This is a genomic window from Pseudoalteromonas sp. A22, from assembly GCF_018141345.1.
GTDB lineage: Bacteria > Pseudomonadota > Gammaproteobacteria > Enterobacterales > Alteromonadaceae > Pseudoalteromonas > Pseudoalteromonas maricaloris.
On sequence record NZ_CP047238.1, the window covers coordinates 2,179,585 to 2,204,804 of the forward strand.

A 25,220-nucleotide genomic window follows, 5' to 3' on the forward strand; every position below is an offset into this window, starting at 1 on the left:
GCATTGTCACAGGCAGTTAGCTTGCTGTAATTCACCTAAGTTAATTTTCAGCCGTTATTTTCTTAAACGGTACTTTTATTGTAATTTCGACACCTTGTAATTTCGCCGTTTTACAGCGGATCTCGCCTTTTAAAAGTTGCGTAACCAAATTATAAACAATATGCATGCCTAATCCGCATCCGCCTTGATTACGTTTTGTGGTTACAAATGGCTCAAACAAGGTCTTTTGCATCGCTTCGTCCATGCCGACACCATTATCGCGGTATACAATAGTCCAGTGGCTATCTGTCGCCTCGACTAACACGCTGACTGTGCCAGAGGCACTCCCCTCAAAACCATGGATAACGGAATTGTTAAATAGGTTTGCCATTATTTGATAAACTGCGCCTGGATAGGTGGAGAGATTTACATCAGCATTCCCATCTATAGACAAATATACTTCTTTATTTTTAGCCAATGGTTTGAGTGAATCAAATACATCATTGATATATTCAAGCAGGTTAATATCACGCTCCGTCTCACTGGATTGATCGACTGCAACTTGCTTAAAGTTACTAATAAGGCTTTCTGCTCTTTGCAGATTGCGACTGATCAGCAGATAGCCTTCTTGCTGTGCATCGATAGAGGTGACCAAATCTTTTTGCTTAAGGGTTTTATTCTCAAGCTTTTCTACCAGCTCAGATAAACAATCTTCATTATGCGAAAGTGCGGTGATAGCTATACCTAACGGGGTGTTGATTTCATGCGCAACACCCGCAACCACAACACCCAAAGAAGCCATTTTTTCACTTTCAATCAAGTCTTCTTGCGTTTGCTTTAACTCAAACATTGCTTGCTCAAGTTTCTGATTCTTTTTATATAGCTCATCGGTGCGCATCGCGACTTTTATCTCAAGTTGCTCGTTTAACGACTGCAAGGCTTGTTGATGTGCTTTTAAATCAGCAATATCTTTCAGTGCCCCCGCTATCCGCGTTGCTCTACCATTGTCATCTCGGGCCACCACCTTTCCTCTGTCTAATACCCAGATCCATTCTCCCTGTTGATCTTTAACTCGAATAGACAGTTCATATACGTCTTCTCGTCCGTCTACACAGGATTGCAGACGCTCCTCAAGTAACACACAATCCTTAGGGTGTACAAACTGGTCAAGCTCATTGAGAATAAGTTTATCTTGGAGTTCACTAAAGTCGATCCTTGGATTCACGCTGTAGCGATAAATTTTACCCGACTCAACATGCCAGTCCCAAAGTTCGTCACCACTCGCCCACAACGACAACTCCAACCGCTCTTGTAGTGCAGACATTTTCTGATTATCCCGCAGTACTTGTTGATAACGCCGTTGTCTCGCTCGAACGAATGCAGCGATGATCAGCACAATGACTAAGGTGTAAAGGGTTTTCGAGTAGGCATTCCACCAAATTGGCGCGGCAATATAAATACTAAATTCATGAACGGGCGACTGCATATTAAAGCGATTTACGGTATAGGTTTCTACTCGATAGGTGCCGGGTTCAAGCTGGAGTAAGTTTATTTGCCGTGCTCCATTTGCAAGTTTTAACCATTTGTCGCTTAATCCTTTAATACGGTAGTAAAAGTTCAGCTTCTCAGAACCAAAATCTAAGCTTGAATATTGAAGCGATATAATATTTTGGTCATAGCGTAGCCGCAATGAACCCGCAAGCTCTGGCGCGACCGTGAGGATCCCATCAAGACTTGGCTTTAACGGCTCGCCTAATAATTCGATTGTGGAGACCAAAATAGGTCGCGCGGTATTTGAAATTGATACATTCTGAGGAAAAAATTGATTAAAGCCTTTGGCTCCACCCATAAAAATTCGACCATCAGGGGCTTTCCACGCGGCATTGTAGTTAAACTCATGGGCTTGCACTCCGTCAATGGGTAGAAAGTTATCAATAGCAAAATCCATCACATTGACGCGCGACAGCCCACCACTGGTGCCAAGCCACATGTATTCGTAGTCATCGTAAACCAGCCCCCACACGGCTTGGTTTCCTAGTCCTTCTTGCTCACCAATAGTACGGACAACTTTCATTTGTTTATCAACTAAACTAATACCCGCTTCACTTGCAACCCAGATACGTTGCCATGGATCTTCATCGATCATAAAGACCAAATTCGACTTTAAGCCATCCTGTGTGGTGAGGTTATGAAGCTGACCTTTACTAAATTTGAACAAACCCTCACCGATAGAACCAAACCATAGGTCCTGTCCGACCACTTTAAACGACGACACATGTGACGGCGCATCTGAACGATTTTCAAAAAACTGCACTAAGGTTTTCGATTCTTCGTCGTACCTCATAAGACCTAGCGTCCTTGAACTCACTAAGATCTGAGATTGGTACTCAATGACATCATTAAAACTGAGTTCTGGGCCATTATCAGAGTCAGGCATCAAATGGCTATATTCCCCTTGAGTTAAGGCGTATCTAACAACGCCATCTCCCCTTGTTGTTACCCACAACGTGTCATCATAAATCTTTACTTGAGTGATAAAGCTTCCTTTGATTGCAGACAAACTCGGGAAAATTCGATGCGCTTCGATAAAGCTCGATTTTTGATAAATATATAAACCGGATGACGTACCTATCCAAAAACGTTCACTACTGTCTAATGCGAAATTCCTAACATCAGGATGCCCCAAGGGAGCGTGCGGAAAGTTTTGTTCACCAACATGACCAAACGACTCGCTCAGCTGACTAAAAAAATGTAGCCCCTGTGATTCCGTACCAATCCATAAATCACCATTTCTATCTCGTTGAACGCTCAGAACATTGTTGTCTTGCAGTCCGTCATATTGCTCTGCACGACGATACCAATGACGTTTGATATTACCTTGCAGGTCTAAAATAAACACACCCGTGTTGGACGCGACGAGTATTTCATTCGCCCTGACTTTAATTTGATGAATACTAAGATTTACTTTCGCGCTGACCGACTTTTGCCATTGCACTTTATTGAACTGAGTGTCGAAACTAATGATTTTATCATCCGCGTCAACCACGAATATCCGTCCGTGGGAAAGCGACAGTGTTTTAAACTCACCTTCCAACAGAACATTGGCTCCGACTTTGTCTTTTGGCTGACTGACTAGGCCATCCGCATTGAGGTAAACAAACGCATCCCTTGTTTCTTGGACTTCACGAACAAATTTACCGGTTAAATAAAGCTTTTCAGGCGTCAAGGTTTGGTAGTTAACCCGGTAAGCGTCGCCTTCTTCTGTTGATACAGTGACTGATTCACCATAACAAGCCACTTTTTTCACTCTATCTGAGCTCACCGCCTCATTCTGCGCCGCTAAGATAGAGCGAAAGGTCCCCGCTTCAGTATCGTAAATGCTAAGCCCAGTACTTGTTCCAACCCAGATATATTTGCCACTGTGGCATAGTGAGGTAATAAAGCCACCGGAGAGATGATGTTTGGAGTTCTGCTTTACTTCAAATTGAACAAAATCATGACCATCAAAACGATTTAGGCCAGACTGTGTGCCAACCCAAATGTACCCGAGTTGATCTTGCGTAATTGCAGTGATAGTGACCTGACTGAGGCCAGAATTATAGTCATAGCGTCGCATAACCTGCGCCGTATCGCTAAATTCGGGAAAACTGGCGGCACAAGGAAAGCTCGGTAATAACAACAGCAGCAACACACAAAACCATTTCAGTGTGCTGTATGGTACAACGAACAGAGACATGCGCTTGAGTAGAGTCATATAGTCGAGATGTTAGCCCGCGTTATATTAACTATAGCAAAAGCGAAAAAGAGCATGTGTTTTTTGATGGGTTTAGCGCATCACGCAAGCTCACTCGTACAGCCAAGCTAAGCTAAGCTACAAATAGCTGAAGTCGGTTTATTCAATTCTAAAATCTATTACCAAGGCTTATAACTCAAAATGACTGTGGATCCCCGTGCCGTGCAGTAGCTCATACTTCTCTAGCAAGCCGTTCTCAAGCGTTACTAAGCTAATCGCAGAGTCTGACACCAAATAGCCATGTTTTTTTAGCGACGAAGGATGCTTACTTACCGATAGCTGCCAACGTTTCGTAAAGAGATTCAGAGGACTATATTTGGCATACAAAATCGTGTCCGTCTTATCTAAAATATTGATAAGCGGCTTTGGAAATTCGTTTTTTATCCCTGATGCAGTTAGCTGCCAAATACGATTATCATGACGACCAAAACGTGCCTGAACCGAAAAGCAAAACGAATAATGTACATCGCCGGAGAGTATAATGGTTTCTTTGGGTGTATCTGGACGCTTAAAAATTTCTATGAGCTTCTTCGCAGCCCCTTCATGCGCCATCCAATTTTCTACATCTACCATTAACGGCTCACCACACGCATTAAATACAGCTTGTATGGTTTCGATTGCCTTTACCCCAAATACTGGCGCAGGACTGACCATCAATACTGCACTGTGGTCGATAAGCGTGTCTTGCAGCTCCATCAGCATTTCCCAGTCAAGTAAACCACTCGGTTCATTGAAATCCTGTTCATTACGCCACCGATGTGTACGAGTATCTAGCACCACCACTTTTGGAAACGTATCTAAACAATAATGCCAGTGTGTGAATCGACGAACTTGTTTGTCAAACGCCGAAAAGTGCCATTCGTTGTCAATCAGGCTTGAATTAAAATCTGATGTCAGCGCCCCGCTATACTCAAACGCATCATTACCAATGCCCTGAAACAGCCAATAGCTAATGATGCCATTACTGATAATGCGTCGACTCACTTTATGGTTCGCAATTGCCTGTTCCCATTTAGCCGTCAAGTTCCAATCATCGGTAACATCATGGTCGTCAAACATCATTAGTACAGGCACGTTCGCACACAACCGCTCAGCACTAGGCAACGTTTCAACAAAGCCTTTTAAGGCGTCAAGTTCGGACTCAAATATTCGCCGAACTTTGTCGTTACCACCGTCATAATGAAGCGCATCAAAGTTAACCAACTGCCAAGCAATATGAGAGAAGTTTAACAGGTAACAGGCGACAAACTCTTCGAAGAAAATTAGGTGATTAAAAGCCTTAACACTAGAAAAGTGCGGTTCATCCTTTCGAAACCAGTAGCCCGGTGAAAACTTTGAGCGCTCCTGCCATGGCGTCTTCGGCAGATATAAGTGGCGATGGTAAAGCTGGGCTTGTTGATCAGCAGGTAAGTGCATTGGCAATTTGGTTTCTTTAAACAAACCTAGCCTTGCTATAAGTTGATGAATAGCCAGCAACGTGGCGCCGGCAACATCATCGGCATAGATCTGATCGCCAGAAAAAATACACAAGTCAGCACCTAACTCACCAAGCTCGCGCTGCTGCTCCTGCCACTGATCCGCAGTATGTAGACTATCTTTTGAGTGGTGATGCGGGTTACGACATGAGCCATGTAATATTTGATTGAGCACAGCCGGTATCGCAAAGCTTAGCTCTTCTCCATAACGCAGATAAGCTGGCTTATACGCGGCACCGTTAATAAGCACTTGATACTCGAGCAGCTGCGCTGTTGGCAGAGCCTTCTCGCTGCATATCATCAAAAAATGCAAAAAGCAGGCTGCACCGAGCTGAAATGTCTCAACCTCACACCGACTTTGATGGGCCAATAGCGAAGCCGAGATGTCCACGGCTTCACAAGTAACAATCTGAATACAAATTTTATTCTGTTCAGCTCGGCGAACCAGCGGGCCCATCAACACCTGAGGTAGCTGATTAAGTTGTGCTACCATCTTGGCGTTTCACCAAATTAAATAAAGAGTAAAAGTTATTCGTGGTTTGCTCTGCAAGCGCTTTGAAGCTCATTCCTTTTAAGTCAGCAATATAATACGCAACGTCTTGTACGTAAGCAGGCTGGTTAGTTTTGCCACGATGTGGGACAGGTGCAAGATAAGGTGAATCAGTTTCAATCAGCAATCGATCCATAGGGATTTGCTTAACGACTTCTTGAAGCGCCGTCGCATTTTTAAACGTCACAATACCAGAGATTGAAATGTAAAAACCAAGGTCAAGGGCCTGCTTTGCCATCGCCCAATCTTCGGTGAAACAGTGCAACACGCCACCGCAATTTTGCGCATTGTGGGCACGCATGATGTCTATCGTGTCCGCTTTTGCATCGCGAGTATGAATGATCAGTGGTTTTTGTAGCTGATTAGCCACATCTATGTGTCCAGCAAAGCTTTCCTGCTGTACCTGATGCGTATCTTTTGAATAATAATAATCTAATCCAGTTTCACCAATAGCAACAACCTTATCATTACTCGCCAGTTGTATTAGCCTTTCAACATCCAATTTATCTTTTTGATCTAGTGGATGTACCCCACAAGATGCAGAAACATCATCAAAATGGGCTATTTTTTCTAACATGGATGGAAATTGGTCTAGCGTCACGCTAACGCATAAAAAGTGTTCTACTTGTTTTTGTCTCGCGTTGCTGAGTACTTCTTCAAGGCTTAGGCCTAACTTTTCAAAATCGAGTCTATCTAAATGACAGTGAGAGTCTACAATCATACTGGCTCTACATGGTGTAAGTTGGTTTATCTGAATGCAAAGTCGCACCCAAAAGCTTATTTATTTTATCGTTCAAAGCTGGCGCGTCAACAAACGCAACGCCAACCCCAGATGGATTAGAATTTTGCGCGCCTTGCGGTGTTAACCAAGCAACAACCACGTCAACTTCGTCCGCTTCAAGGGCGTCAGGCAAGGTGACTCTGAGCTTTAATTCTTGCCCCATATCAAAATGGGCATTGGACTTGATAAATATGCCACCGGATTTCAGAAATGGCATATAACAACGATATAGCTCATCTAAATCTTCAAAATCCGCAAGTAACTCTTGCATGCACCACCTCTTTATAGCTGTTTTTGTAAGGCAAAAAGTAAATTAGAAATGCTCAGGTTTTGATTTAACCCTAACACATTTTTCTGTTCGTACATAAACCGATGTACTAAGCTCACTAAGTCTTGATACTGAGTAAAACCCAAACCATTCCCTTGTGTCATCGCCCCTTTTAAACGGTTGAGCAAAAAACGGGCGAATACATCACTCATTGCGCTGTGCTTTAACAAAATTTTTTCAACCGTTTGCGCACTCTCTACTGTTAATTGATTCGCCGCGTGATAAAGCGCAGTCACATCGTCAAGCGCACCTTCTTGTTGCCACGTTTCGATAATAAATGGCTGTAGAGAAAATTCATCAAACCAAGGGAAATCACAAGCGACATTTTTAGCTGCCAGCCACTGCGCGGCCTCTGCTTGATTGGGCGAGTGAATCGCCACTTTATTACAGCGGCTCAAAATGGTGGCAGGTAACTTACTGTCATCATCGCTGGTAACGACCAAATAACGATTAGCATTTGGCTCCTCAAGTGTTTTTAACAGCGCATTTGCGGCTGAATGGGTCATCAAATGCGCGTGCTCAATCAACGCGACTTTATTGCCACCTTGCTGCGCTGAATGGTTCAAGAAATGCGTGATCTCTCGAATTTCATCCACCCCGATTGATTTGCCCTCAGGCACTACACTCAGTCTATCAGGGTGATTACCAGCTAAGTTCAAGTTGCACGGCTTACATTGCCCACAGGCAGTGAGATTTTGTGGATGTAAGCATAAAAGTGCATCTGCCAAGTGCGCCGCAAGCAGAGACTTTCCCACACCTTTTTTGCCCGATAACAACTGAGCATGGTGCAAACGACCATTATGCTGTGCCCGAGCAAGATAACTCAAAGCGTCGCTGTGCCAACTTGGAAGCAAATTATTCATTGCCACCCACTGTAAGGTATGTGGCTATCAAGCTATCAAGTAGTTCAATACTTTGCTCAAGCACTTGCGCTTTACTTTGACTGGCATCAATCACAGTAAATCGTTCAGGGTCATTCTTCGCTTGAACGAGATAACCCTCACGTGCGCGCTGCAAAAATTGTTGCTTTTCATCCTCGAGTCTATCTAGCCCCTCACCTCGCGATTTGACTCGCTTTAAGCCCTCTTCAGGGTCCAAGTCCAAAATCAAATTCATGTCTGGACGAAAACCGCCAAGCGCAAGCTGATTAATGGTTGTGATGGTGGCAAGATCTAGTCCTCTTGCATAATGTTGAAAACTAAATGTTGCAGCGTCAAATCGATCAGAAATAACGACTTTGCCTTGCTCAAGTGCTGGAATAATTTTTTCACGAACGTGCTGAGCACGCGCAGCCCCAAACAACATAAGCTCCGTCATGTCTGTCATTTCGGGGGTTGAGGGATCTAGAATGATTTCTCTGATCTTCTCTGAGATCTCTGTTCCACCAGGTTCACGAGTCATCACAACTTCAATACCGCGTTGTTTTAAATGCGCTTCCAATCCGGCAATAACCGTCGTTTTTCCAGCGCCATTGCTGCCATCGCAGACCAGCATAAACCCTTTTTTCATAGCAAGGACGTACTCATCATTCTTATTTGACTGTTATTTTATCGTGTTTTAGTGAATTATTCACGACTGAAATAGAATTGAATTGCCTAGCAAATTGAATTTGTCATTCTGAAAATAATTTAAAACAGAAAAATTTGGTCTACAATAACAAGCACATCCGATTAGTTTTATGTAAGAACCGCCCCATGCCGAGCAACATTAACATGCCTTTTAGGCCCGTAAAGGAAACGTATTGATATGCTGGGTAAAATGCTTTGTTTGGTGTTCATGTTACTTCTTCTGGCTTATAGCCCAGTACATGCACGTGCAAGTGAACCGCCAGAGATAGATGTCGCGGTAGGACTTGAAAACTTTGATTTTCAGCCATTATTTGAAGAATTTAGTGCAAAAACAGGGATTAAAGTTAACATTCTTGCTTTTAACAACAATCAGTTGAAAAGCGAGTTATTGTTGTATGCAGATGCCCTGCAGTTACCGGATGCCGTGATTATTCCCAGCGATTATATGGGGTTGTCGGAACTGCAATTTTCTCAGGTGCCAGAATCTTGGTTAAGTAAAAAGCTCACACAAAAAGTCATTGAGAACAGTAAAGTCAATGGTGAGCTTAAGGGCGTACCAATTATGTATGGCAACCATCTTGTACTCTATTACAACCGCGCACTTGTGCCACACCCTATTACCGACTTACAAACCTACGCACAGCATGCTGTAACAGACAAACCTACGCTCGGCTGGAATTTTTATGAAATGTATTGGTTTGTGACCTTTGCGAACGCGCTTCAGCCTAACCTCATTCAGGCTGGCGTGCCACAGCTTGACACCAAAGCGATGCGCCTCGCAATTTCCAATTATCAATCACTTCTCAACAGCGGCATCATAGACGCTGATTGTGTTTATCAATGCTTAATGAATCGCTTTAAGACTGGCAAGCTCGATTACTTTGTGAATGGAATTTGGGCATATCGTCAACTTAAAGACAAGCTTAAAGACGACCTAGCTATCGCGCCTTTACCGAGGTGGGGTAATCATCAGCTGATGTCTCTAGCATCGTCTCATGTACTGGCTTTTCCTGCCAATGGCATAGAATCTAAAAAAGGTCCGCATCTAAAGCAGCTTGTTGACTTTATGCAAAGCCAAAAGGTACAAGATAAACTATGGGATGAGCTCAATGCGCTGCCAGCAAACGGCGACAGCTTAGCTGAACTTACAAAACGCGGCGACAAAGCACTGTCTCAACTGATTGCATCTTTGCATGAAACCTATCCACAACCGAATGAACCTATTATGGCCTATATTTGGGAAGCCATGTTAAAGGGACTAACACGCTATTTAGGTGGTGTGTATAGTGTCGAAGAAACGACGCAATATATGCAATTTATCGTCACAAAGTCGGGACAGAATGAAAGCAAATCGCAGCATCGTTGATGAAATAAAAAGAAAAATTACGGCATTATTCTCTCTCTTCCTGGTTGTACTGGTTGCGATGGTTGGTTTTTCTCTGATGCAACAAAAGGCAACCTTAGAGCAAGAAGACGTTAAACGCACTGGTGCAAGTCTTATCAGCGATTTTAAAGCGCAAGTCAATGAGCTTATCTATCAAGTTGCACCATTAAGTGAAGACCATATTTTATCTACCTTACCGAGCGATCTACTGTTTACTCAATACGCGGTTAAGGCGCTAACTAACTTAGTCGACAACACCGACATGGTGAAGTCTGCGTTTATCAACGATGGTTCCGTGTTTACCGTAGAGGGATATCCTTTTGATACCCTACGTTGGAACAATTCCGTATTTAGCGAGCATGCTAACAAGGTCCTCTCGCAACAGCGACGCACTTTAAGAATCGACAAACTGGTTGTCCCAGTTGAAAGCATTGAAAAAAAACCGTCTGATCAGGCCAAGTTGTTTCTCGCCATTCCCCTTAGACAAAAATTATCATCGTTAATGCGTCCTTATAAATATACGGGTGTACTATTCCTCGAAGTCGATCTTGAACCATTTTTAGATTCCAATCAGGAAAAAGGGTCTATCTGGCTCACCAGTCAAGAGCTTGTGCTTGAGGGAACACAGTCCTCAGATGCCACAGAAGGTGTATACCGCAGTCCTATTTATTCACTAAAAGACGATTTTGTAGCACTTGATTTACAGCTACAACGAGAAGCCGAAGTATACAGTAACGACATTTTACGCGCAGTGTTATACATAGTGCTTATCGGGTTGATGCTAGTGGTATTACTTACCTGGTATTTACGCCGATTAGCAAAACGCTTGACCAATCCGATGCAAGCACTTGAACGCCATTGTGAACGACTGAAACGAGGACATTACGTTTCTGCAAAAAGCGATTTTGAATTTAGAGAATTAAGAACACTTCAAGTGACTCTTAACCAACTTGCGAAGCAAATCAAAGAGCAGATCAGCTCTCTTGAAAGTGAAAAAGTAAAAGCACAAAGTTCAGAGCGGGCAAAAAGTCACTTTTTGGCGAACATGAGCCACGAATTAAGAACGCCACTTAACGGTATTTATGGCGTATTTCAGTTGATGAAGCACCATAGAAATGCAGCAGACTCCAAAGAACTCATTGCACAAGGCATGACGTCCACAGAAACATTACTTAGCTTACTTAATGATTTACTTGATTTTTCTAAAATTGAAGCTGGTGAATTAAAGATGGAATCAGCGACGGTGGATGTCAAAAGTATTGTCACTGAAGTAAAACAAGAGTTTGTCCATACTGCCAGTGCTAAGCAAATCGACCTGATTATTCATACTGAAGAACTCGCTAACCCTTATCGACTCGGTGATTCGCTGCGTTTGAAGCAGATACTAAGGAATTTAATATCCAATGCCGTTAAATTTACCAGTGACGGCTCTGTAACCATTATACTCCAAGATGGCGGTAAACATCTCTCCATCCGAGTAATAGATACGGGCGCCGGTATTTCCGAAGTCGCGCTAAAGAAGCTATTTAATCGATTTCAACAGGCAGACTCATCGACCACCAGAAAGTATGGAGGAACCGGTCTTGGACTTGCAATTGTAAAGCAACTCGCCGAGTTAATGGACGGACGTGTTACGGTGACAAGTAAAGAAGGTATTGGCAGTGAGTTTACAGTTGAACTCGTACTCGATATTTGCGACGCACCAGAACAATCTATCATGCAAGACTTGCAAGCTATACCCGCCTTGAAAGATAAAAACCTGCTACTTGCTGAAGACAATCCCCTTAATCAAAAAATATTTAGTGCCATGATTAAACCAACTGAAGCGAATCTTGTCATAGCTCAGGATGGTGAAGAAGCGATAGAGCTTTATCACGAATTGAAACCTGATATCTTTTTTGTAGATATTCAGATGCCAAAAAAAGATGGCCTAAAAGTATGTTCAGAAGTCAGAGAACAAGATAAAACAACGCCGCTTATTGCCGTCACGGCCAACGTGATGTCGGGAGATTTAGAAAATTATCAGCAGCTTGGATTTGATAATTGCGTCGCAAAACCGATAGATATGAAAAAACTTTATGAAGTGATAAATACGATTGTGAGTTAACGGTCAATTTAGTCCCATTTTAGTTGGCTAGATGTAATAAGCTAAATTGAAGAAAGTTCACTTAAGTTACAATTGAATAACATCGTGAAATTCTTATAATCTTAGCCTGAAAGCAGATATTCACCTCAGGTAAACTTCTTCTAGTACAACATTCAATTAGCATTCAAGTCTTTATACCATCAGCATTTTTACCTGCACTATTGCATGGTTTCATCGAATGTAATTTCATAGGAGTCAAAAGGAATGACAACCATCGTCTATAACGCGAAAACAGCAGAAATAGCCTGTGATAGTAGAACCACTACCGACAAGATAATCGTTACAGATAACGCTCAAAAGTGGTTTGATTATCACGGCTGGAGAGTGTTTTGCACTGGCCAGACATGCGATATATACAATTTGCAGCACAATTTTTCAAATAATCAGTTTGATACGATTGAGAGTTTGGAATTCATTAAATACCACCCCAAAAAAGGCGTATGGTATGGCTGTGTAAAAAGAGGCACCTGTAAATCTGAACCCTTAGCGCAATCTTATGCCATCGGCTCTGGCCAACAAGCAGCGATGTTTGGTTTACTCAATGGTTATAATACGGTGGAAATCGTTGAGCAAGTTAAACGTGTTGATTTTAGAACGGGCGGTGATATTCATTGCTTTAATGTCACCGACCCGTTAGAAAACACATAAGCCAGCGTCAAAATGCTGGCTCTAACTCACTTAAGTTAGTTAACCTAAGCTTCGGATAATTAATGCCTTTCTAGCAGCCAGTTTTAACGCTAACTGCGTTGAATTCACTTCCAATAGCCAGCTATTGATACGTAAATTCGCCTTGTTATCCTCAAAACTCTCTGGCTAGGTAAGAAGATAGTTTAAGGTGATTAAAAACAGTTAGTTAGTTCATTCCTTATCCAAACCTCAGGTTAGTTAAATAACTGAAAGCTCAACCGCGATATTGCCACGAGTAGCATTTGAATATGGACAAACTTCGTGAGCTTTCTCAACGAGTGACTGCGCCGTGTCTTTGTCTAAGTCGCCAACCGATACCGCCAATTTCACCGCTATCCCGAAGCCACCTTCGATTGGCCCAATAGACACTTCAGAGTTAATATGTGTGTCTTCTGGCAACTTAACTTTTGCTTTGCCTGCCACCAATTTTAATGCGCCAATAAAACACGCCGCATAACCTGCTGCAAACAACTGCTCTGGATTAGTCCCTTGCCCGTCATCACCACCTAAGCTTTTTGGTGTCGAAAGAGCAACATCAAGACGACCATCGTCAGATTTTGCCACACCTTCTCGACCACCAGTGGCAGTTGCTTTCGCCGTATATGCAATACTTTGTAGTTCTTTCATTTCGTTCTCCTAAGTTTGTGCTTGTAGAGTACTCACCTACACCTTAACGCAGCAAGGCTTTACTCCAGATGAAGTAAAATCAATTCAATATTTACTTTGTACGCAAAATAATAAATCAATTTTTTAGAATTGCAAATACTTTGTGTGCAAATTAAAATATAGTTTAGCTACTTTGTAGGAATATGTGATGAACTACCCACAACTAAAACTGGACGCTCAAATCTGCCACCGCCTTTACATGGCTTCCAATGGTATTGCCCGTGCTTACCGAGCATCTTTACAAAAACTCGACTTAACCTATCCTCAATATGTGGTGATGATGGCACTTTGGGAGAAAGATGAAATCAGCATTGCTGAGTTACTAGAGAAAACCGCCATCGATGGCGGTGCTATGACGCAAATCTTAAAGAAAATGACTGACAAAGCCCTGCTCTCTATCGTTAAAGACGAAAAAGATAAGCGCAAACGAGTGGTAAAACTACAAAGTAAGGGTCATGATCTGCGACACCAAGCTGCCACAATTCCCGAGCAGATCCGTTGTAAGTTTCCAAGTATCGACGAGCAAAAAGCACAAGCACTTATTGAATTACTAGATTCGATCAATGATGATTTGGCTTAAAGTAGAAATCAATAGAGGGTCATTGTAGCGCGCGTTCTAAATGTGCCAGAAATGCTGATATTTTTTTGGCCAGATGTTTACGGCCAGCATAGAACGCATAAAGCACGAGGTCTTCTGGTTGCTGCTCTAACTCGATTGGTATCAGCGCGCCTGACTCGATTTCTGCTTTACAGGAGTTCAGTGGCAAGATAGCAAACCCAACCCCAGATAGCGCGGCAGACTTGGCTATAAACCCACTGTTTACTCTGAAGTTCGATTTAACATTCACCGTCGTTAATCTTCCATCCTTGGTGGTAAATACCCAAGGCGTACCGTTTACGGCGGTAAGGGTTGAAATACAAGGAAGAGACTGTAAATCAGCTAATCTATACGGCGAAGTATGCTTTTCTAGCAAGCTGGGAGCTGCCACCACAACGCTTGGTAATCGAGCCAGCTCTTTAACCACCCAATTACTATCCTCAAGCTTGCCACGATGAAAGTAAAGCACGACATCAAAGCCATCTAAGAGGTTTTCTCTTGGACTCAGGCTAGTGTCACAACTTATTGATATTAATGGATGCGCAGCGCAAAAGGTTACTACCGCTTGGCCAAGTATGGGGATATCGGGCATCATTATACGCAAATGACCCATTGGCGTAGAGGCATGTTTATTGACTTCTTGCAACGCATCCGACAGCGAATCGATTAACGGCTTGGTACTCACATAAAGCTGCTCACCCGCCTCTGTCACTGAGATCCGCCTTGTCGTTCGTTCCAACAATCTTGCATCAAGCTTCTCTTCAAGTAGTGCGATGTGACGACTTACGTTGGAGGTCGGAATATCCAGAAACTCTGCAGCTTGTTTGAAGCTTAAGCATTCATAAACACAGTGGAAACTGTTAAGCCACTGGGGGTCAATCTGATCAATCATTTTATTAGCCCAAAATATGGGTTTATCAATTCAATAATGGACACTTTATTACCTAATCAAGGCTAATACAATCAAGACTTCTTTGTTTACATCAATTAAGGATGTCTATGTTTTCAGCTTCAATGACCAGCTTAGCAAGCCCAAAAGCTAAATTTGGGTTATGTTTTGTCATCCACTTTTTAATCGCATTAGATGCATTAATTATCGTGCCCTTTAGTGCAGAAATGGCGCTAAGTTCAGGTACCAGCCCATCAAATTCAGGACTACTCGTTTCAGCTTATGCAATTGCCGCAGCTTTCACTTGTTTATGGGTGCGTGGTACCGGCAACCTTTCAAAGGAGAAATACAAGGTCTTTATTTTTCTGTCAGCAACCACATTGTTAACCTTGCTTACTTCAGCGCTCGAGAGTTTTTATATCCTGCTTTTAGTACGTGCATTGACTGGCATTTGTGGCGGCGCACTGGTAGTACTTAATCTCAACTTGGTGATCCAGCTAAGCCATGAAAACGACAAGAAAAAAGACACCGCGATACTGCTGAGTGCTTTTCCACTCGCCTTGGCAATTGGGATCCCTGCTCTATTATTTATCACGGCAAATCAAGGCTGGCAGTTGGGGTTCATGATACTAGGAAGTGGCTTAGCCATTACAGCGCTATTATTTACATTTATATTCCTCTCAAACATAAAGCAAGCTTCGCAAAGCAGCGCTAGCAACCCAATGCCGAGCAACACATTTCACCCGACCAAAACCCTTAAATATGCTCTGTTCATCGCATTTTTTGTGGTGCTAAGTACATTTGCAATTTCAACTCAATTTCCGGTGATGCTAATTACCAACTTAAGCATCTCAAGCCCAATGCTAAGCGCATGCTATTTGTTAAGTGGTGTGTGTTCGTTTATTGCAATTCAGCTATACGCTCGACGTAAGCTAAACAATCACACAACCTCATACTTAATTTACTTTCTTAGTGGCTTGATGATATTAGCAGCCTTGTTTGGCTTTACGATAAGCTCAGTTGTTTTTGCAGCCGGACTGTTTACCCTGTTTGTGATTGCAAGCGCTACCCGTTCTATGATCTTAGTGACAGAACTCATAACCTCACTTCACGCAGAAGAGCGCAGTACCTTTATTAGTCTGCAAAATGCGATACAGCACTTTGCGATAGCCTCTGGCGGCACCATTGCAAGTTTGCTAGTCATGCCCCGCGAAAACCACACACTTAATTTTAATGTCTTGATTGTTGTCTCAACCCTATTGGTAGTTATAACGGTTGTTATGTGGAAAAACTTTCAAAGTAAGCGCTTTTAATCGCGATTTAGTGATTGATCAATAGATAATTGGGCAGCTTGCCCCAATTATCGCTTTGCTCTGCTTTAATAACACAATCCGCCATGGTTACGCCTTACTCTAAGCGCGCCTCTATGCGATAATGCCAATCTATCGTTAGTCATATGTGTCCGCATAGCGGCAAACAGCTTAGTTATCACGGTATACACACTGGTGTGAACTGATATACACATTAATATACACAGTTGTCATGCCATCACGACAAATATGATTAACCAAAACAAACAAAAACAGTAGAATAACTTTTTGATTTTATGACAAATACAAACCAATCAGATACACCAAATAATGCCCAGAACATCCCGACTATCTATTGGCACGACTACGAGAGTTGGGGTGCGACGCCGCAAAAAGACAGGCCAAGCCAGTTTGCTGGGATCAGAACGGATCTGGATCTCAATATTATTGGTGAGCCACTGATTGAGTATTGTCAACCAGCGCCTGATTATCTCCCGCATCCTCAAGCCTGTTTGGTCACTGGGATCACACCACAGTTAGCACTAAAAAAAGGCCTGACTGAGGCCGAGTTTATGGCAAAGATCCACGCTGAATTTGCCAAACCACAAACCTGCGTTGCCGGATATAACAGTATTCGGTTTGATGATGAGCTAACCCGTTATAGCCTTTATCGTAATTTTTATGACCCCTATGAACGTGAATGGCAAAATGGCAATAGCCGCTGGGATATCATAGATCTAGTTAGAGCCTGCTATGCGCTTCGCCCTGAAGGAATTGAATGGCCAACCCGTGAAGATGGTAACCCTAGTTTTAAACTGGAACACTTAACCGTCGCCAATGGCATTGAGCACGGCGCCGCGCACGATGCACTGAGTGATGTTACCGCAACGATTGCGCTGGCAAAACTGATTAAAACCAAACAGCCAAAACTGTATGAGTTCTACTTTAATCACAGACATAAAAAAGCGGTGTCGAGCCTAATCGATGTTTTCAATATGCAGCCTTTAGTACACGTTTCTTCTATGTTTCCAGCGCAACAAGGTTGCACCACTTGGATTGCCCCGATGAGTTTTCACCCGGTCAATAGCAATGCCGTGATCTGCTTTGACTTAACACAGTCGCCGGAGGTATTGAATGACCTTGACGTTGAGGCACTCAAACAACGGCTTTATACAAAACGCAGTGAATTGGGTGATGATGAGCTACCGGTTGGATTAAAACTAGTACATATCAATAAATGCCCGCTGGTAGCACCAGCTAAGACCCTCTTGCCCGAAAACGCAGCAAGGCTTGGAATTGACCGCGAGCAATGCCTTGAAAACTTAAAGTACCTTAAAGCACGCCCAGAGCTAAGGGATAAGGTTGCAGAAGTCTTTAGCGATGAAAAAGGATTCGAGAAACCAAGCAATCCGGATTATCAACTCTACGATGGTTTCACCAGCAAGGCCGATAAAGCCAAATTTGCAATCATTCGCAATGCATCGCCCGAAGAGCTGGCGACCATTGAACTGGATTTTGAAGACAGTAAATTTAACACTTTGTTGTTTCGCTATCGGGCAAGAAACTGGCCGCAGTCGCTCTCACCTGTAGAGCTTGATAAATGGCGTAAATATTGCCAAAACAAGTTGATGCATAATGAAGATAACCCTTCAATTTCAGCCGAAGATTTTATGCTGGAGCTTGAAAACTTAGTCGCCGAAAATGAAGGTAATGAGCGCAATATGCAGATCTTAAAAGCGCTTTACCATTACGCTCAAAGTTTGTAATTCGCAGGTTTTCGACCTATGGGTGTCGGCCCATTGGAGGTCGGCCTAAAGGCCGACCTACGGTTTTAGGTGTTACCCATTTCCCAGTACTTTGGCAGGATCCGTTTTGGTGGCTTGCCAAGCGGGATATAAGCTTGCGACGACTGCCATAACAAAAGTCGTGACTAAACTGATATAAATGTCTGTCCAAATAATTTTGCTCGGTAAGTATTCAATAAAGTAGACGCCTTCAAGCGGATTGCTATCACTCATATTGATCCAAGCTTTAAAAATATCGGGAATATTAATAGCAATAAAAATGCCGATCCCAGTGCCTAGCAATGCACCAATCCCTGCATACGTCACACCTTGTAGCGCAAAAGTCGAGAAAATCGTACTGTCCTGTGCGCCCATGGTTTTCAAAATGGCGATATCCGCCCGCTTTTCTTTTACTTCCATCACCATAGAAGAAACGATATTAAAGCTCGCGACAGCGATGATCAGAAATACCACGAGATAGACGATAGTGCGCACCATCTGAATATCCTGATACAGTCCGCCTTGCGTGCGAAACCAAGACGATACGTACACTAAATCGGGTAATGCCCTACCCGCTGATGTCGCGATTTGCTGTGCCTGAAACACATCACTCACCTTGGCACGCAAGTCCGTTACTTGATCTTCTCTAAAGTCCATCGCTTCTTGCAGTGCATTAAGCGGCACTAACGCTAATGTTTGGTCAAGTGGCCCACCCATATCGATAAGCCCCACCACCGTTGCTGTTAATCGCTTTGGCGCAGCGAGTGGATTATCCGAATGTTTGTTAGCAACCAAGAGTTGAATATTATCGCCAGCCACGACACCAAGCTTGTCAGCTATCCCTTTACCGATGATCACTTCACCCGGTTTTAATGCTTTTAGTTCCGCACCTTCTATAAAATCACCTATGCTCGACACCGTATGATGCCTATCCGGTGCGATCCCTTTTAACTGCGCCGCTTTTAAGGTGCCTTTGTATTGCAGCATAGCTGTTAAGTTAATTTCAGCCGTCGCGCTTACGATGCCACGCTGACTCTCCAAGATCTCTACTTTTTGCTGCCACGCTTGAATAGGGTCGTAAGGTGCTTGATAACTCACTTGCGGCACCACCGACAACAGCCGCTGCTCTAATTGTTCTTCAAAACCATTAATCACAGAAAGTGCGACTATCAATACTGCCATACCCAGCATTACACCAAGCGTAGAAGCACGGGTTAAAAAACCAATAAAACCAAGCTGACGTTTAGACTCTCTAAAGCGTTTGCTTAAAAAATAACTAAGCATGCTGATACACACCTACTTTGCCATCGTCCAGTTGCACTGCACGACCAAGCTTATCTGCCAACTCTAAGTCGTGTGTTACAACAACAAAGCTGGTTTTTAGCTGTTGATTGAGTTCAGCCAGCAAGTCATAAATTCGCAGTGCATTATGCTTATCAAGATTGCCGGTTGGTTCATCAGCTAGCACCAAATCAGGTTCTGTTACTAACGCTCTTGCTATCGCAACACGCTGTCTCTCCCCCCAGAAAGCTCTGAAGGCTTATGATCAGCACGATGACTCAAGCCTACTTTATCAAGCATGAGTAATGCCTTTTCGCGGGCTTGTTTTGCTTTATTACCGGCAATTAGTAATGGCATCGCCACATTTTCAACCGCGCTAAACTCCATCAACAAATGATGAAACTGATAGATAAAACCCAAATGCTTATTTCTAAATTCCGCCTGCTTTTTACGCGACAGCTTGCCAACTTCCACACCTTTGATTCTTACACTGCCGGTGGATGCTTTATCCAAGGTACCTAGAATATGCAGTAAAGTACTTTTACCTGAGCCCGAGCTACCTACAATCGCAAGCATTTCACCTTGGGTTACAGATAAATCAACGCCTTTTAATACCGTTACCTCGGCTTTACCATCTTGGTAGCTTTTGACCAAGTCCTGGCAGTCAATGACTAAATCACTCATATCTTAATACCTCTGCTGGCAGCACACTCGACGCGCGTTTAGCTGGATACAAGGTTGCTAAAAAGCTTAGCAATATGCTGCCCACTGCCATAATCGTTAAATCTGTTAGTTCTATTTTGACCGGAAGTTCAGCGCCACCAAGCAACTGAAGGCCTGCGAAGTGGAGCACCTCATTAATATTGTTCGAAAGCAATAATCCACCAGCAACACCAATGAGTGTGCCAAAAACGCCGTTATACATCCCTTGCGCCATAAACACTTTTGCTATCATTTGTGGTGTAAAGCCGAGCGTTTGCAAAATAGCCACTTCCCCTTGCTTTTCACTCACCATCATAGATAGCGCTGAAATGATATTAAATACAGCCACTATCACAATAAGGCCAAGTAATAGCGACATAATGCGCTTTTCCATTGCAACCGCCGCAAACAATGTGCCTTGCTGAGTTTGCCAATCCTGTGTCTCGAGCCCTTGTAACAAGCTGTCCGCTTGCTGATAAAAATCAGGCAGGCTAAAAGCATCATATAAATGAATGTTAAGGTCGTATTGCTCTGGCTTCTTGCGCATTAACCGCTGCAAGCTTTTGCCATCGGCAAATGCCAAATAAGTGTCAGCTTCGCTTTGGCCATCATATATGGCAGCTACGGTGAATAAGCGCTGCGTCGGCGTGCGACCAAGCGGTGTGTATGTGGTGAATTCAGGCATGATCACGCGAAGTTGTTGACCAACGCTTACGCCAAGTTTATTGGCTAAATAGCGACTCAGTGCCACTTGGTATTTTTGCTCGTACAATCGAGTTAAGCTACCTGCGCGTACGGCATCATCCAAAGCAGTTTCATACCCTTGAAATAGCCCTTGAAGTTGCACGCCCACCAAATCTTGATTGGTTTGTAGAATTACATCACTTGCAACATATGGCGAAACTTGCTTAACCAACGGATGATTTTCAATGGCTTGTAATTTATTTTGATCAAGTTGCTCATTTTCCTTAATTTGCACATGCGGGATCAAATCAAGCATGGCGGCTTTTAAGGTTTGCTCAAAGCCATTCATCACTGAGCTGACGGTGATCAAACTCATTAAGCCAAGGGCGATACCCGCAATTGAGAAAAATGAGATAAACGATATAAATGCATTGCCTTTCGCAGCACGGCTATATCTTAACCCAACAAAGAGGCTAACTGGTTGAAACATAATCTATCTCGTAAAAAACTGCTGCACGGATACTAACATACTCAAAACCAGATTGATGGCAGGATTGCTATAAAAAGTGTGACAAACTATAAATTTGTTGACGTTTAGGTGCGCATTGCTTATCCCGTCAAAACTTTACTGCTCGCCATACTTAACGATTACCTTTTGCGGATCTGATATGGCACGTTTCTACGTTTGACTATTGTTGATTTCACCACCGATGTGTGGGTATCACCTAGTGTCGAGACTTTATCCAAAATTTCGTCTAGCTTAGGCATACTCTCAAAACACAACCTCACATAAAAACAATCCTCTCCCGTCACTTTGTCACATTCAATCACTTCAGGAATGTTTTGGATCATCGCTTCAAGTTGTTTTAGTTTACCGGGATGCTGACGAATACGCACAATCGCTGTCAGCGGGTAATCAAAGCTTTCTGGGTCTAATTCAATACTGTATTTACTAATTACCCCATACTCTTCCATACGTTTCATGCGCTCATTCACACTCGGTGAAGACATATTCACAGCACGAGCCATTTCAGCAACGGACACTCGGCTGTTGTTTTCTAACAGCTTTATAAGCTTGCTATCTATCGCATCAAGCGACCATTTTTCATTATTAATTAGTTTTCGCATTTTTGCCTTTCATTTTTAGGAAATTAGAAAAATTAGCCTTTTATTGTCTATTAGTAATACGGCAAACCCTAAGTAATATGCAAGTATAGAATTGAATATGACAAGGTGTGAACAATGTTTGGCTCAGATAAAGAAAAAGGTTCAATAGAGATGATAATAGCTATGGTGCTGTCCGGCACCATAGGATACTTTGTCGTCAGTGCACAACAATCCTATTGGAATGTGGTATTTTTACGTTGTGTTATTGGCGCATTGTGCCTTCTTGGATACGTGCTCGTAACAAAGCAACTGACAAAAGAGGTGTTTAAAGGTCCCGTTTTTATGACCATCTTGCTCGGCGGTATCGCGCTGGTCGGAAACTGGGTGCTATTATTCGCCTCGTTTGACTATATTCCTTTTTCAATTTCAATCATCGCATACCATCTACAACCTTTGATGTTGGTATTATTAAGCGCGGTGCTTTATCGTCAGTATCCAAGTAAGGCAATCCTTTTATGGTTGGCCATCGCCGTGGTGGGATTATGGTTGGTTGTTGGGATCCCGTATCAAGAAATCGTCGCAGTTATTTTTGCACAAGAGAGTAACCAAGCCGTTTTTGGTCTGCTACTAGCACTTGGAGCTGCATTTCTGTATACCATTACAACGCTGATGACGAAAAAGGTAAGCCAAGTGCCATCCGGTGTAGTTGCTGTGATCCAAATCTTTTTTGGTGGCTTATTTTTGTTACCTTGGGTTGATTTTGCACACTTCCCAGAGACTTCATCGAGCTGGGGCAATATCCTATTCTTAGGCGTCGTCAACACAGGGTTTATGTATGTGATCATGTATGATGCGTTTCAACGCTTAAGCACCACATTAATCGCTATTCTTTCTTTTATTTATCCGGTCGTGGCGCTGTTTGTAGATTTTATTGCATTCGAGCACACGATTTCGATGCTACAAACGCTTGGGATTGTTTTAATCTTAACGGCCGTCAGCGCTGTAAAGTTCGATTGGAAGTTAGGCAAGTTATTTAGCACACCAAAGCAAAAAGCTAGTTAATTTAGCTAATTCGAACTTAAAGGAAATACCAGTGATAACAGCAGAGTAAAGTGCAAGTACTTTGCTCTGCTGCTGTTGACTAGCTTACTGCTCTAGATAACAAATAACCGCAGCTTGCTTAGGGTTGCTTTGTGTATCTTCAATTAGATAGCTCGCTTTTTTACTGTTTTGGCATAAACACATGTCGTAATGACTGATCATGTAAGCATTGCCAACAGCATCCTCATCCGTTTTTTGGATGCTACAGGTAGGCTCTCTCCAAATTGGATCCCAGCCGCTTTGGCCAATAGCAACAATTTTAATGTTTTGTTGAGTAACGAGTGCTTTCGCCTCCTCTACTTCTTGAGCAGATACAGACAATGCAGTGAATGCAACGAGTGCGGTGATTAGCTTTTTCATTTTTCATCCTTAATTTAAGTCAGCGCTATAGATCAAAAACAGCAAAATACTGTAACAGTAATAAAAATATTGAATAAAAACTCTATAGCGCTTGCTATTTTATTCATTAAATATGACAACTCAAGAATAAATTCATTAAATTTATAAAAACAATTTCAACATTAAAGCCACACAAATAAAAAATCCCCCCTAATACGTAAAGGCACATACTTTGGCTCCCTTCTTACTTAGATTAAATAAGAATATCAGACACAACTTAAATAACAAAAAGAAATAACAGAAATTAATTCTATTTATCTTAATAGCGCATTTCGCACAACAAACTCGCACAGTTTAAAAAGTCACAATGCCATTAACCTAAACACCGCAATTTTTTTAATTACGAATAACACAAGACATAGCTCAAACAATAAAAATACAACATTGATCATTAAGAGAAATTATTTTTCATACATTCAGAATATTAGTACATAGAGCATTTACACCAAACTTAATTCAATAAAACTAAAATATAAAAACCATATAAACAGTGTTGTAAATAACAAAAACAATTACTCCACAAAAAACAACAATGAAATTATTTAGGTTAATTCAGTCAAAATAAAATCATTAGCATCTAAATAATTTCAATGTTTGAATACGCAACTTGTGAACGAAGTGTAATTAAAATGTGTACAGCATTATTTTTAATTGCCTATTTATCATACTTCTGCATTGAGGTTTTTTGAGATGAATGACTTTTCTTCAAACACTTGTTACGAACTTGTCTCTGAAGCGCTAGAGGATATCGAGGCTCTACACGAGGAGTTTCAAGGTATTGAAGAGGATGAACATGCCAGCCACCGCGTTGTTGACATTGCACGGCAGTTAGTCGCATTTAAATCAATCACGCCGGATGATGTTGGGTGTCAACTGTGGTTAGCACAAGAGCTGCGGACTTTGGGTTTTTCAATCAAGCACTTGCCTGTTCGTGATGTGAGTAACTTAGTAGCAAGTATAGGTAACAATAGTGACGCTAGGTTTGCTTTTCTTGGTCATACCGATGTAGTACCGGCAGGAAGTGCACAAGATTGGCAGTTTAACCCTTTTAAGCTGACAGAACACAATGGCTGCCTCTTCGCTAGAGGTATTGTTGATATGAAAGGCGCTATTGCCGCCTTTTTCTGTGCAATTGAGGCTCTAGTGACAGAATTTGGAGTACCGGAAAAAGAGCTTTGGTTGCTACTCACCAGCGACGAGGAAGGCGAAGCGGAACACGGAACCAAGCGGATCGCTCATTTTTTAAAACAGCAGCGTATTGCATTTGATTTTACCTTGGTCGGAGAGCCAAGCTCAGAAGCGTATGTAGCAGACACACTGAAAGTCGGTCGTCGTGGCGCTTTGTCTTTTACCGTCAATTTACATGGTAAAAGTGGACATGTGGCTTACCCTCAAAAAGCGACCAATGCCATCCATTTGGCGCAAAATATTATGCAAGCACTATTGTCGCAGGATTGGCCAAAGCACTGTGATAACTTTGACTCGACCACGCTGCAATTCACCCATGTACATTCAGGAAATTTTGTTGACAACATCATTCCAAGCCAATGTCAGCTAAATTTTAATATCCGTTATACTCCCGCATACGACGAATATGAATTGGTCGAGCTGGTAAGAGAAACCATCGAAGAACATACGCTCAATTATGCATTAACGACCAGCAACCCCTGCCAACCCTATTACTGCGTAAATAATGAAGAGATCCCTTCTCCATCCCTCGCTATCGTCTGCGATGAAATCAACAGTCAATGTCATTTCACACCAAAACTATCGACCGCAGGGGGAACGTCGGATGGCCGCTTTATTGCTGAAATATCAACCTCAGTACTAGAACTCGGACTGGTGAACAAAACCATTCATCAAATAGATGAACACACAACAACATCCGACTTAATCCAGCTTCAACAGCTTTACTACGGCATCTATAAACGCCTGCTCTACCCTACGCTTCATGTTCACTCAACCGCTCAAGATGAACTACTGCAACTTCGCTAATTAATAGAAAATA

The 25,220-nt window shown here is 42.5% G+C and carries 20 protein-coding genes and 1 pseudogene; 8 read left to right on the top strand and 13 right to left on the bottom strand.

Annotation, left to right across the window (positions count from 1 at the left end; translation table 11 throughout):
• Positions 1–40: 40 nt before the first annotated feature.
• The 6 genes from GSF04_RS14550 to tmk all read right to left on the bottom strand — a co-directional run bounded on the left by GSF04_RS14550 (position 41) and on the right by tmk (position 8,415).
• Entirely contained in the window at positions 41–3,715 is a 3,675-nt protein-coding gene (locus GSF04_RS14550) for an ATP-binding protein (RefSeq protein WP_249122383.1), read from the bottom strand.
• Positions 3,716–3,901: 186 nt separating this feature from the next.
• A complete protein-coding gene (locus tag GSF04_RS14555) occupies positions 3,902–5,740 on the bottom strand; it encodes an alkaline phosphatase D family protein (protein ID WP_211857614.1) in 1,839 nt (612 codons plus the stop codon).
• On the bottom strand, positions 5,724–6,518 hold the full coding sequence (locus GSF04_RS14560; protein WP_045961845.1) for a YchF/TatD family DNA exonuclease: 795 nt from the start codon (positions 6,516–6,518) through the stop codon (positions 5,724–5,726). Before GSF04_RS14560 ends, GSF04_RS14555 begins: the two co-directional genes overlap by 17 nt.
• Positions 6,519–6,525: 7 nt before the next feature.
• Positions 6,526–6,849: a PilZ domain-containing protein gene (locus GSF04_RS14565; protein ID WP_039497871.1), complete on the bottom strand. Its 324-nt coding sequence runs from the start codon at positions 6,847–6,849 to the stop codon at positions 6,526–6,528.
• Between the two features lie 11 nt (positions 6,850–6,860).
• Positions 6,861–7,769, bottom strand: coding sequence for a DNA polymerase III subunit delta' (holB, locus tag GSF04_RS14570; RefSeq protein ID WP_045961842.1), 909 nt, complete (start codon positions 7,767–7,769; stop codon positions 6,861–6,863).
• A complete protein-coding gene (gene tmk / locus GSF04_RS14575) occupies positions 7,762–8,415 on the bottom strand; it encodes a dTMP kinase (protein WP_211857616.1) in 654 nt (217 codons plus the stop codon). The genes holB and tmk overlap by 8 nt, the downstream gene beginning before the upstream one ends.
• A gap of 237 nt (positions 8,416–8,652) precedes the next feature.
• Between tmk and GSF04_RS14580 the strand changes: the two genes are divergently transcribed.
• The 3 genes from GSF04_RS14580 (at position 8,653) to GSF04_RS14590 (ending at position 12,652) form a co-directional block, all read left to right on the top strand.
• The gene (locus GSF04_RS14580; RefSeq protein WP_211857618.1) at positions 8,653–9,840 is read left to right on the top strand and encodes an extracellular solute-binding protein; all 1,188 of its coding nucleotides are present in this window, start codon (positions 8,653–8,655) and stop codon (positions 9,838–9,840) included.
• Positions 9,815–11,965, top strand: coding sequence for an ATP-binding protein (locus tag GSF04_RS14585; protein WP_211857620.1), 2,151 nt, complete (start codon positions 9,815–9,817; stop codon positions 11,963–11,965). The genes GSF04_RS14580 and GSF04_RS14585 overlap by 26 nt, the downstream gene beginning before the upstream one ends.
• A 243-nt stretch (positions 11,966–12,208) precedes the next feature.
• Positions 12,209–12,652, top strand: a complete 444-nt coding sequence (locus GSF04_RS14590; protein ID WP_045990087.1) for a hypothetical protein — start codon at positions 12,209–12,211, stop codon at positions 12,650–12,652.
• 237 nt (positions 12,653–12,889) lie between these two features.
• Here the strand turns inward: GSF04_RS14590 and GSF04_RS14595 are convergent, their stop codons facing one another.
• The gene (locus GSF04_RS14595) at positions 12,890–13,318 is read right to left on the bottom strand and encodes an organic hydroperoxide resistance protein (RefSeq protein WP_211857622.1); all 429 of its coding nucleotides are present in this window, start codon (positions 13,316–13,318) and stop codon (positions 12,890–12,892) included.
• Positions 13,319–13,505: 187 nt separating this feature from the next.
• On the opposite strand from GSF04_RS14595, the gene GSF04_RS14600 reads away from it, so the two are divergent.
• A complete protein-coding gene (locus tag GSF04_RS14600) occupies positions 13,506–13,937 on the top strand; it encodes a MarR family transcriptional regulator (RefSeq protein ID WP_193521485.1) in 432 nt (143 codons plus the stop codon).
• A gap of 19 nt (positions 13,938–13,956) precedes the next feature.
• Here GSF04_RS14600 and GSF04_RS14605 read toward each other — a convergent pair whose 3' ends face one another.
• Complete coding sequence (locus tag GSF04_RS14605) at positions 13,957–14,847, bottom strand: LysR family transcriptional regulator (RefSeq protein ID WP_211857624.1); 891 nt, start codon at positions 14,845–14,847, stop codon at positions 13,957–13,959.
• A 107-nt stretch (positions 14,848–14,954) separates the two neighbouring features.
• Here GSF04_RS14605 and GSF04_RS14610 point away from each other — a divergent pair, with 107 nt between their 5' ends.
• Positions 14,955–16,157: an MFS transporter gene (locus tag GSF04_RS14610; RefSeq protein WP_211857626.1), complete on the top strand. Its 1,203-nt coding sequence runs from the start codon at positions 14,955–14,957 to the stop codon at positions 16,155–16,157.
• A 293-nt stretch (positions 16,158–16,450) separates the two neighbouring features.
• A complete protein-coding gene (gene sbcB / locus GSF04_RS14615) occupies positions 16,451–17,920 on the top strand; it encodes an exodeoxyribonuclease I (RefSeq protein ID WP_211857628.1) in 1,470 nt (489 codons plus the stop codon).
• A 72-nt stretch (positions 17,921–17,992) separates the two neighbouring features.
• Here sbcB and GSF04_RS14620 read toward each other — a convergent pair whose 3' ends face one another.
• The 4 genes and pseudogenes from GSF04_RS14620 to GSF04_RS14635 form a co-directional block, all read right to left on the bottom strand.
• Positions 17,993–19,222, bottom strand: coding sequence for a lipoprotein-releasing ABC transporter permease subunit (locus GSF04_RS14620; protein WP_211857630.1), 1,230 nt, complete (start codon positions 19,220–19,222; stop codon positions 17,993–17,995).
• Positions 19,215–19,903: pseudogene (gene lolD, locus GSF04_RS14625) on the bottom strand (lipoprotein-releasing ABC transporter ATP-binding protein LolD). Before lolD ends, GSF04_RS14620 begins: the two are co-directional and overlap by 8 nt.
• Positions 19,896–21,095 (bottom strand): lipoprotein-releasing ABC transporter permease subunit, encoded by a 1,200-nt coding sequence (locus GSF04_RS14630; RefSeq protein ID WP_211857632.1) that lies wholly within the window; start codon positions 21,093–21,095, stop codon positions 19,896–19,898. Before GSF04_RS14630 ends, lolD begins: the two are co-directional and overlap by 8 nt.
• 158 nt (positions 21,096–21,253) lie before the next feature.
• Complete coding sequence (locus GSF04_RS14635; protein ID WP_069022524.1) at positions 21,254–21,733, bottom strand: Lrp/AsnC family transcriptional regulator; 480 nt, start codon at positions 21,731–21,733, stop codon at positions 21,254–21,256.
• A gap of 114 nt (positions 21,734–21,847) precedes the next feature.
• On the opposite strand from GSF04_RS14635, the gene GSF04_RS14640 reads away from it, so the two are divergent.
• Positions 21,848–22,774 (top strand): DMT family transporter, encoded by a 927-nt coding sequence (locus GSF04_RS14640; protein WP_211857633.1) that lies wholly within the window; start codon positions 21,848–21,850, stop codon positions 22,772–22,774.
• Positions 22,775–22,858: 84 nt separating this feature from the next.
• Here the strand turns inward: GSF04_RS14640 and GSF04_RS14645 are convergent, their stop codons facing one another.
• The gene (locus GSF04_RS14645) at positions 22,859–23,173 is read right to left on the bottom strand and encodes a hypothetical protein (RefSeq protein WP_010604891.1); all 315 of its coding nucleotides are present in this window, start codon (positions 23,171–23,173) and stop codon (positions 22,859–22,861) included.
• 729 nt (positions 23,174–23,902) lie between these two features.
• On the opposite strand from GSF04_RS14645, the gene dapE reads away from it, so the two are divergent.
• Positions 23,903–25,207: a succinyl-diaminopimelate desuccinylase gene (gene dapE / locus GSF04_RS14650; RefSeq protein WP_211857634.1), complete on the top strand. Its 1,305-nt coding sequence runs from the start codon at positions 23,903–23,905 to the stop codon at positions 25,205–25,207.
• Positions 25,208–25,220: the final 13 nt, after the last annotated feature.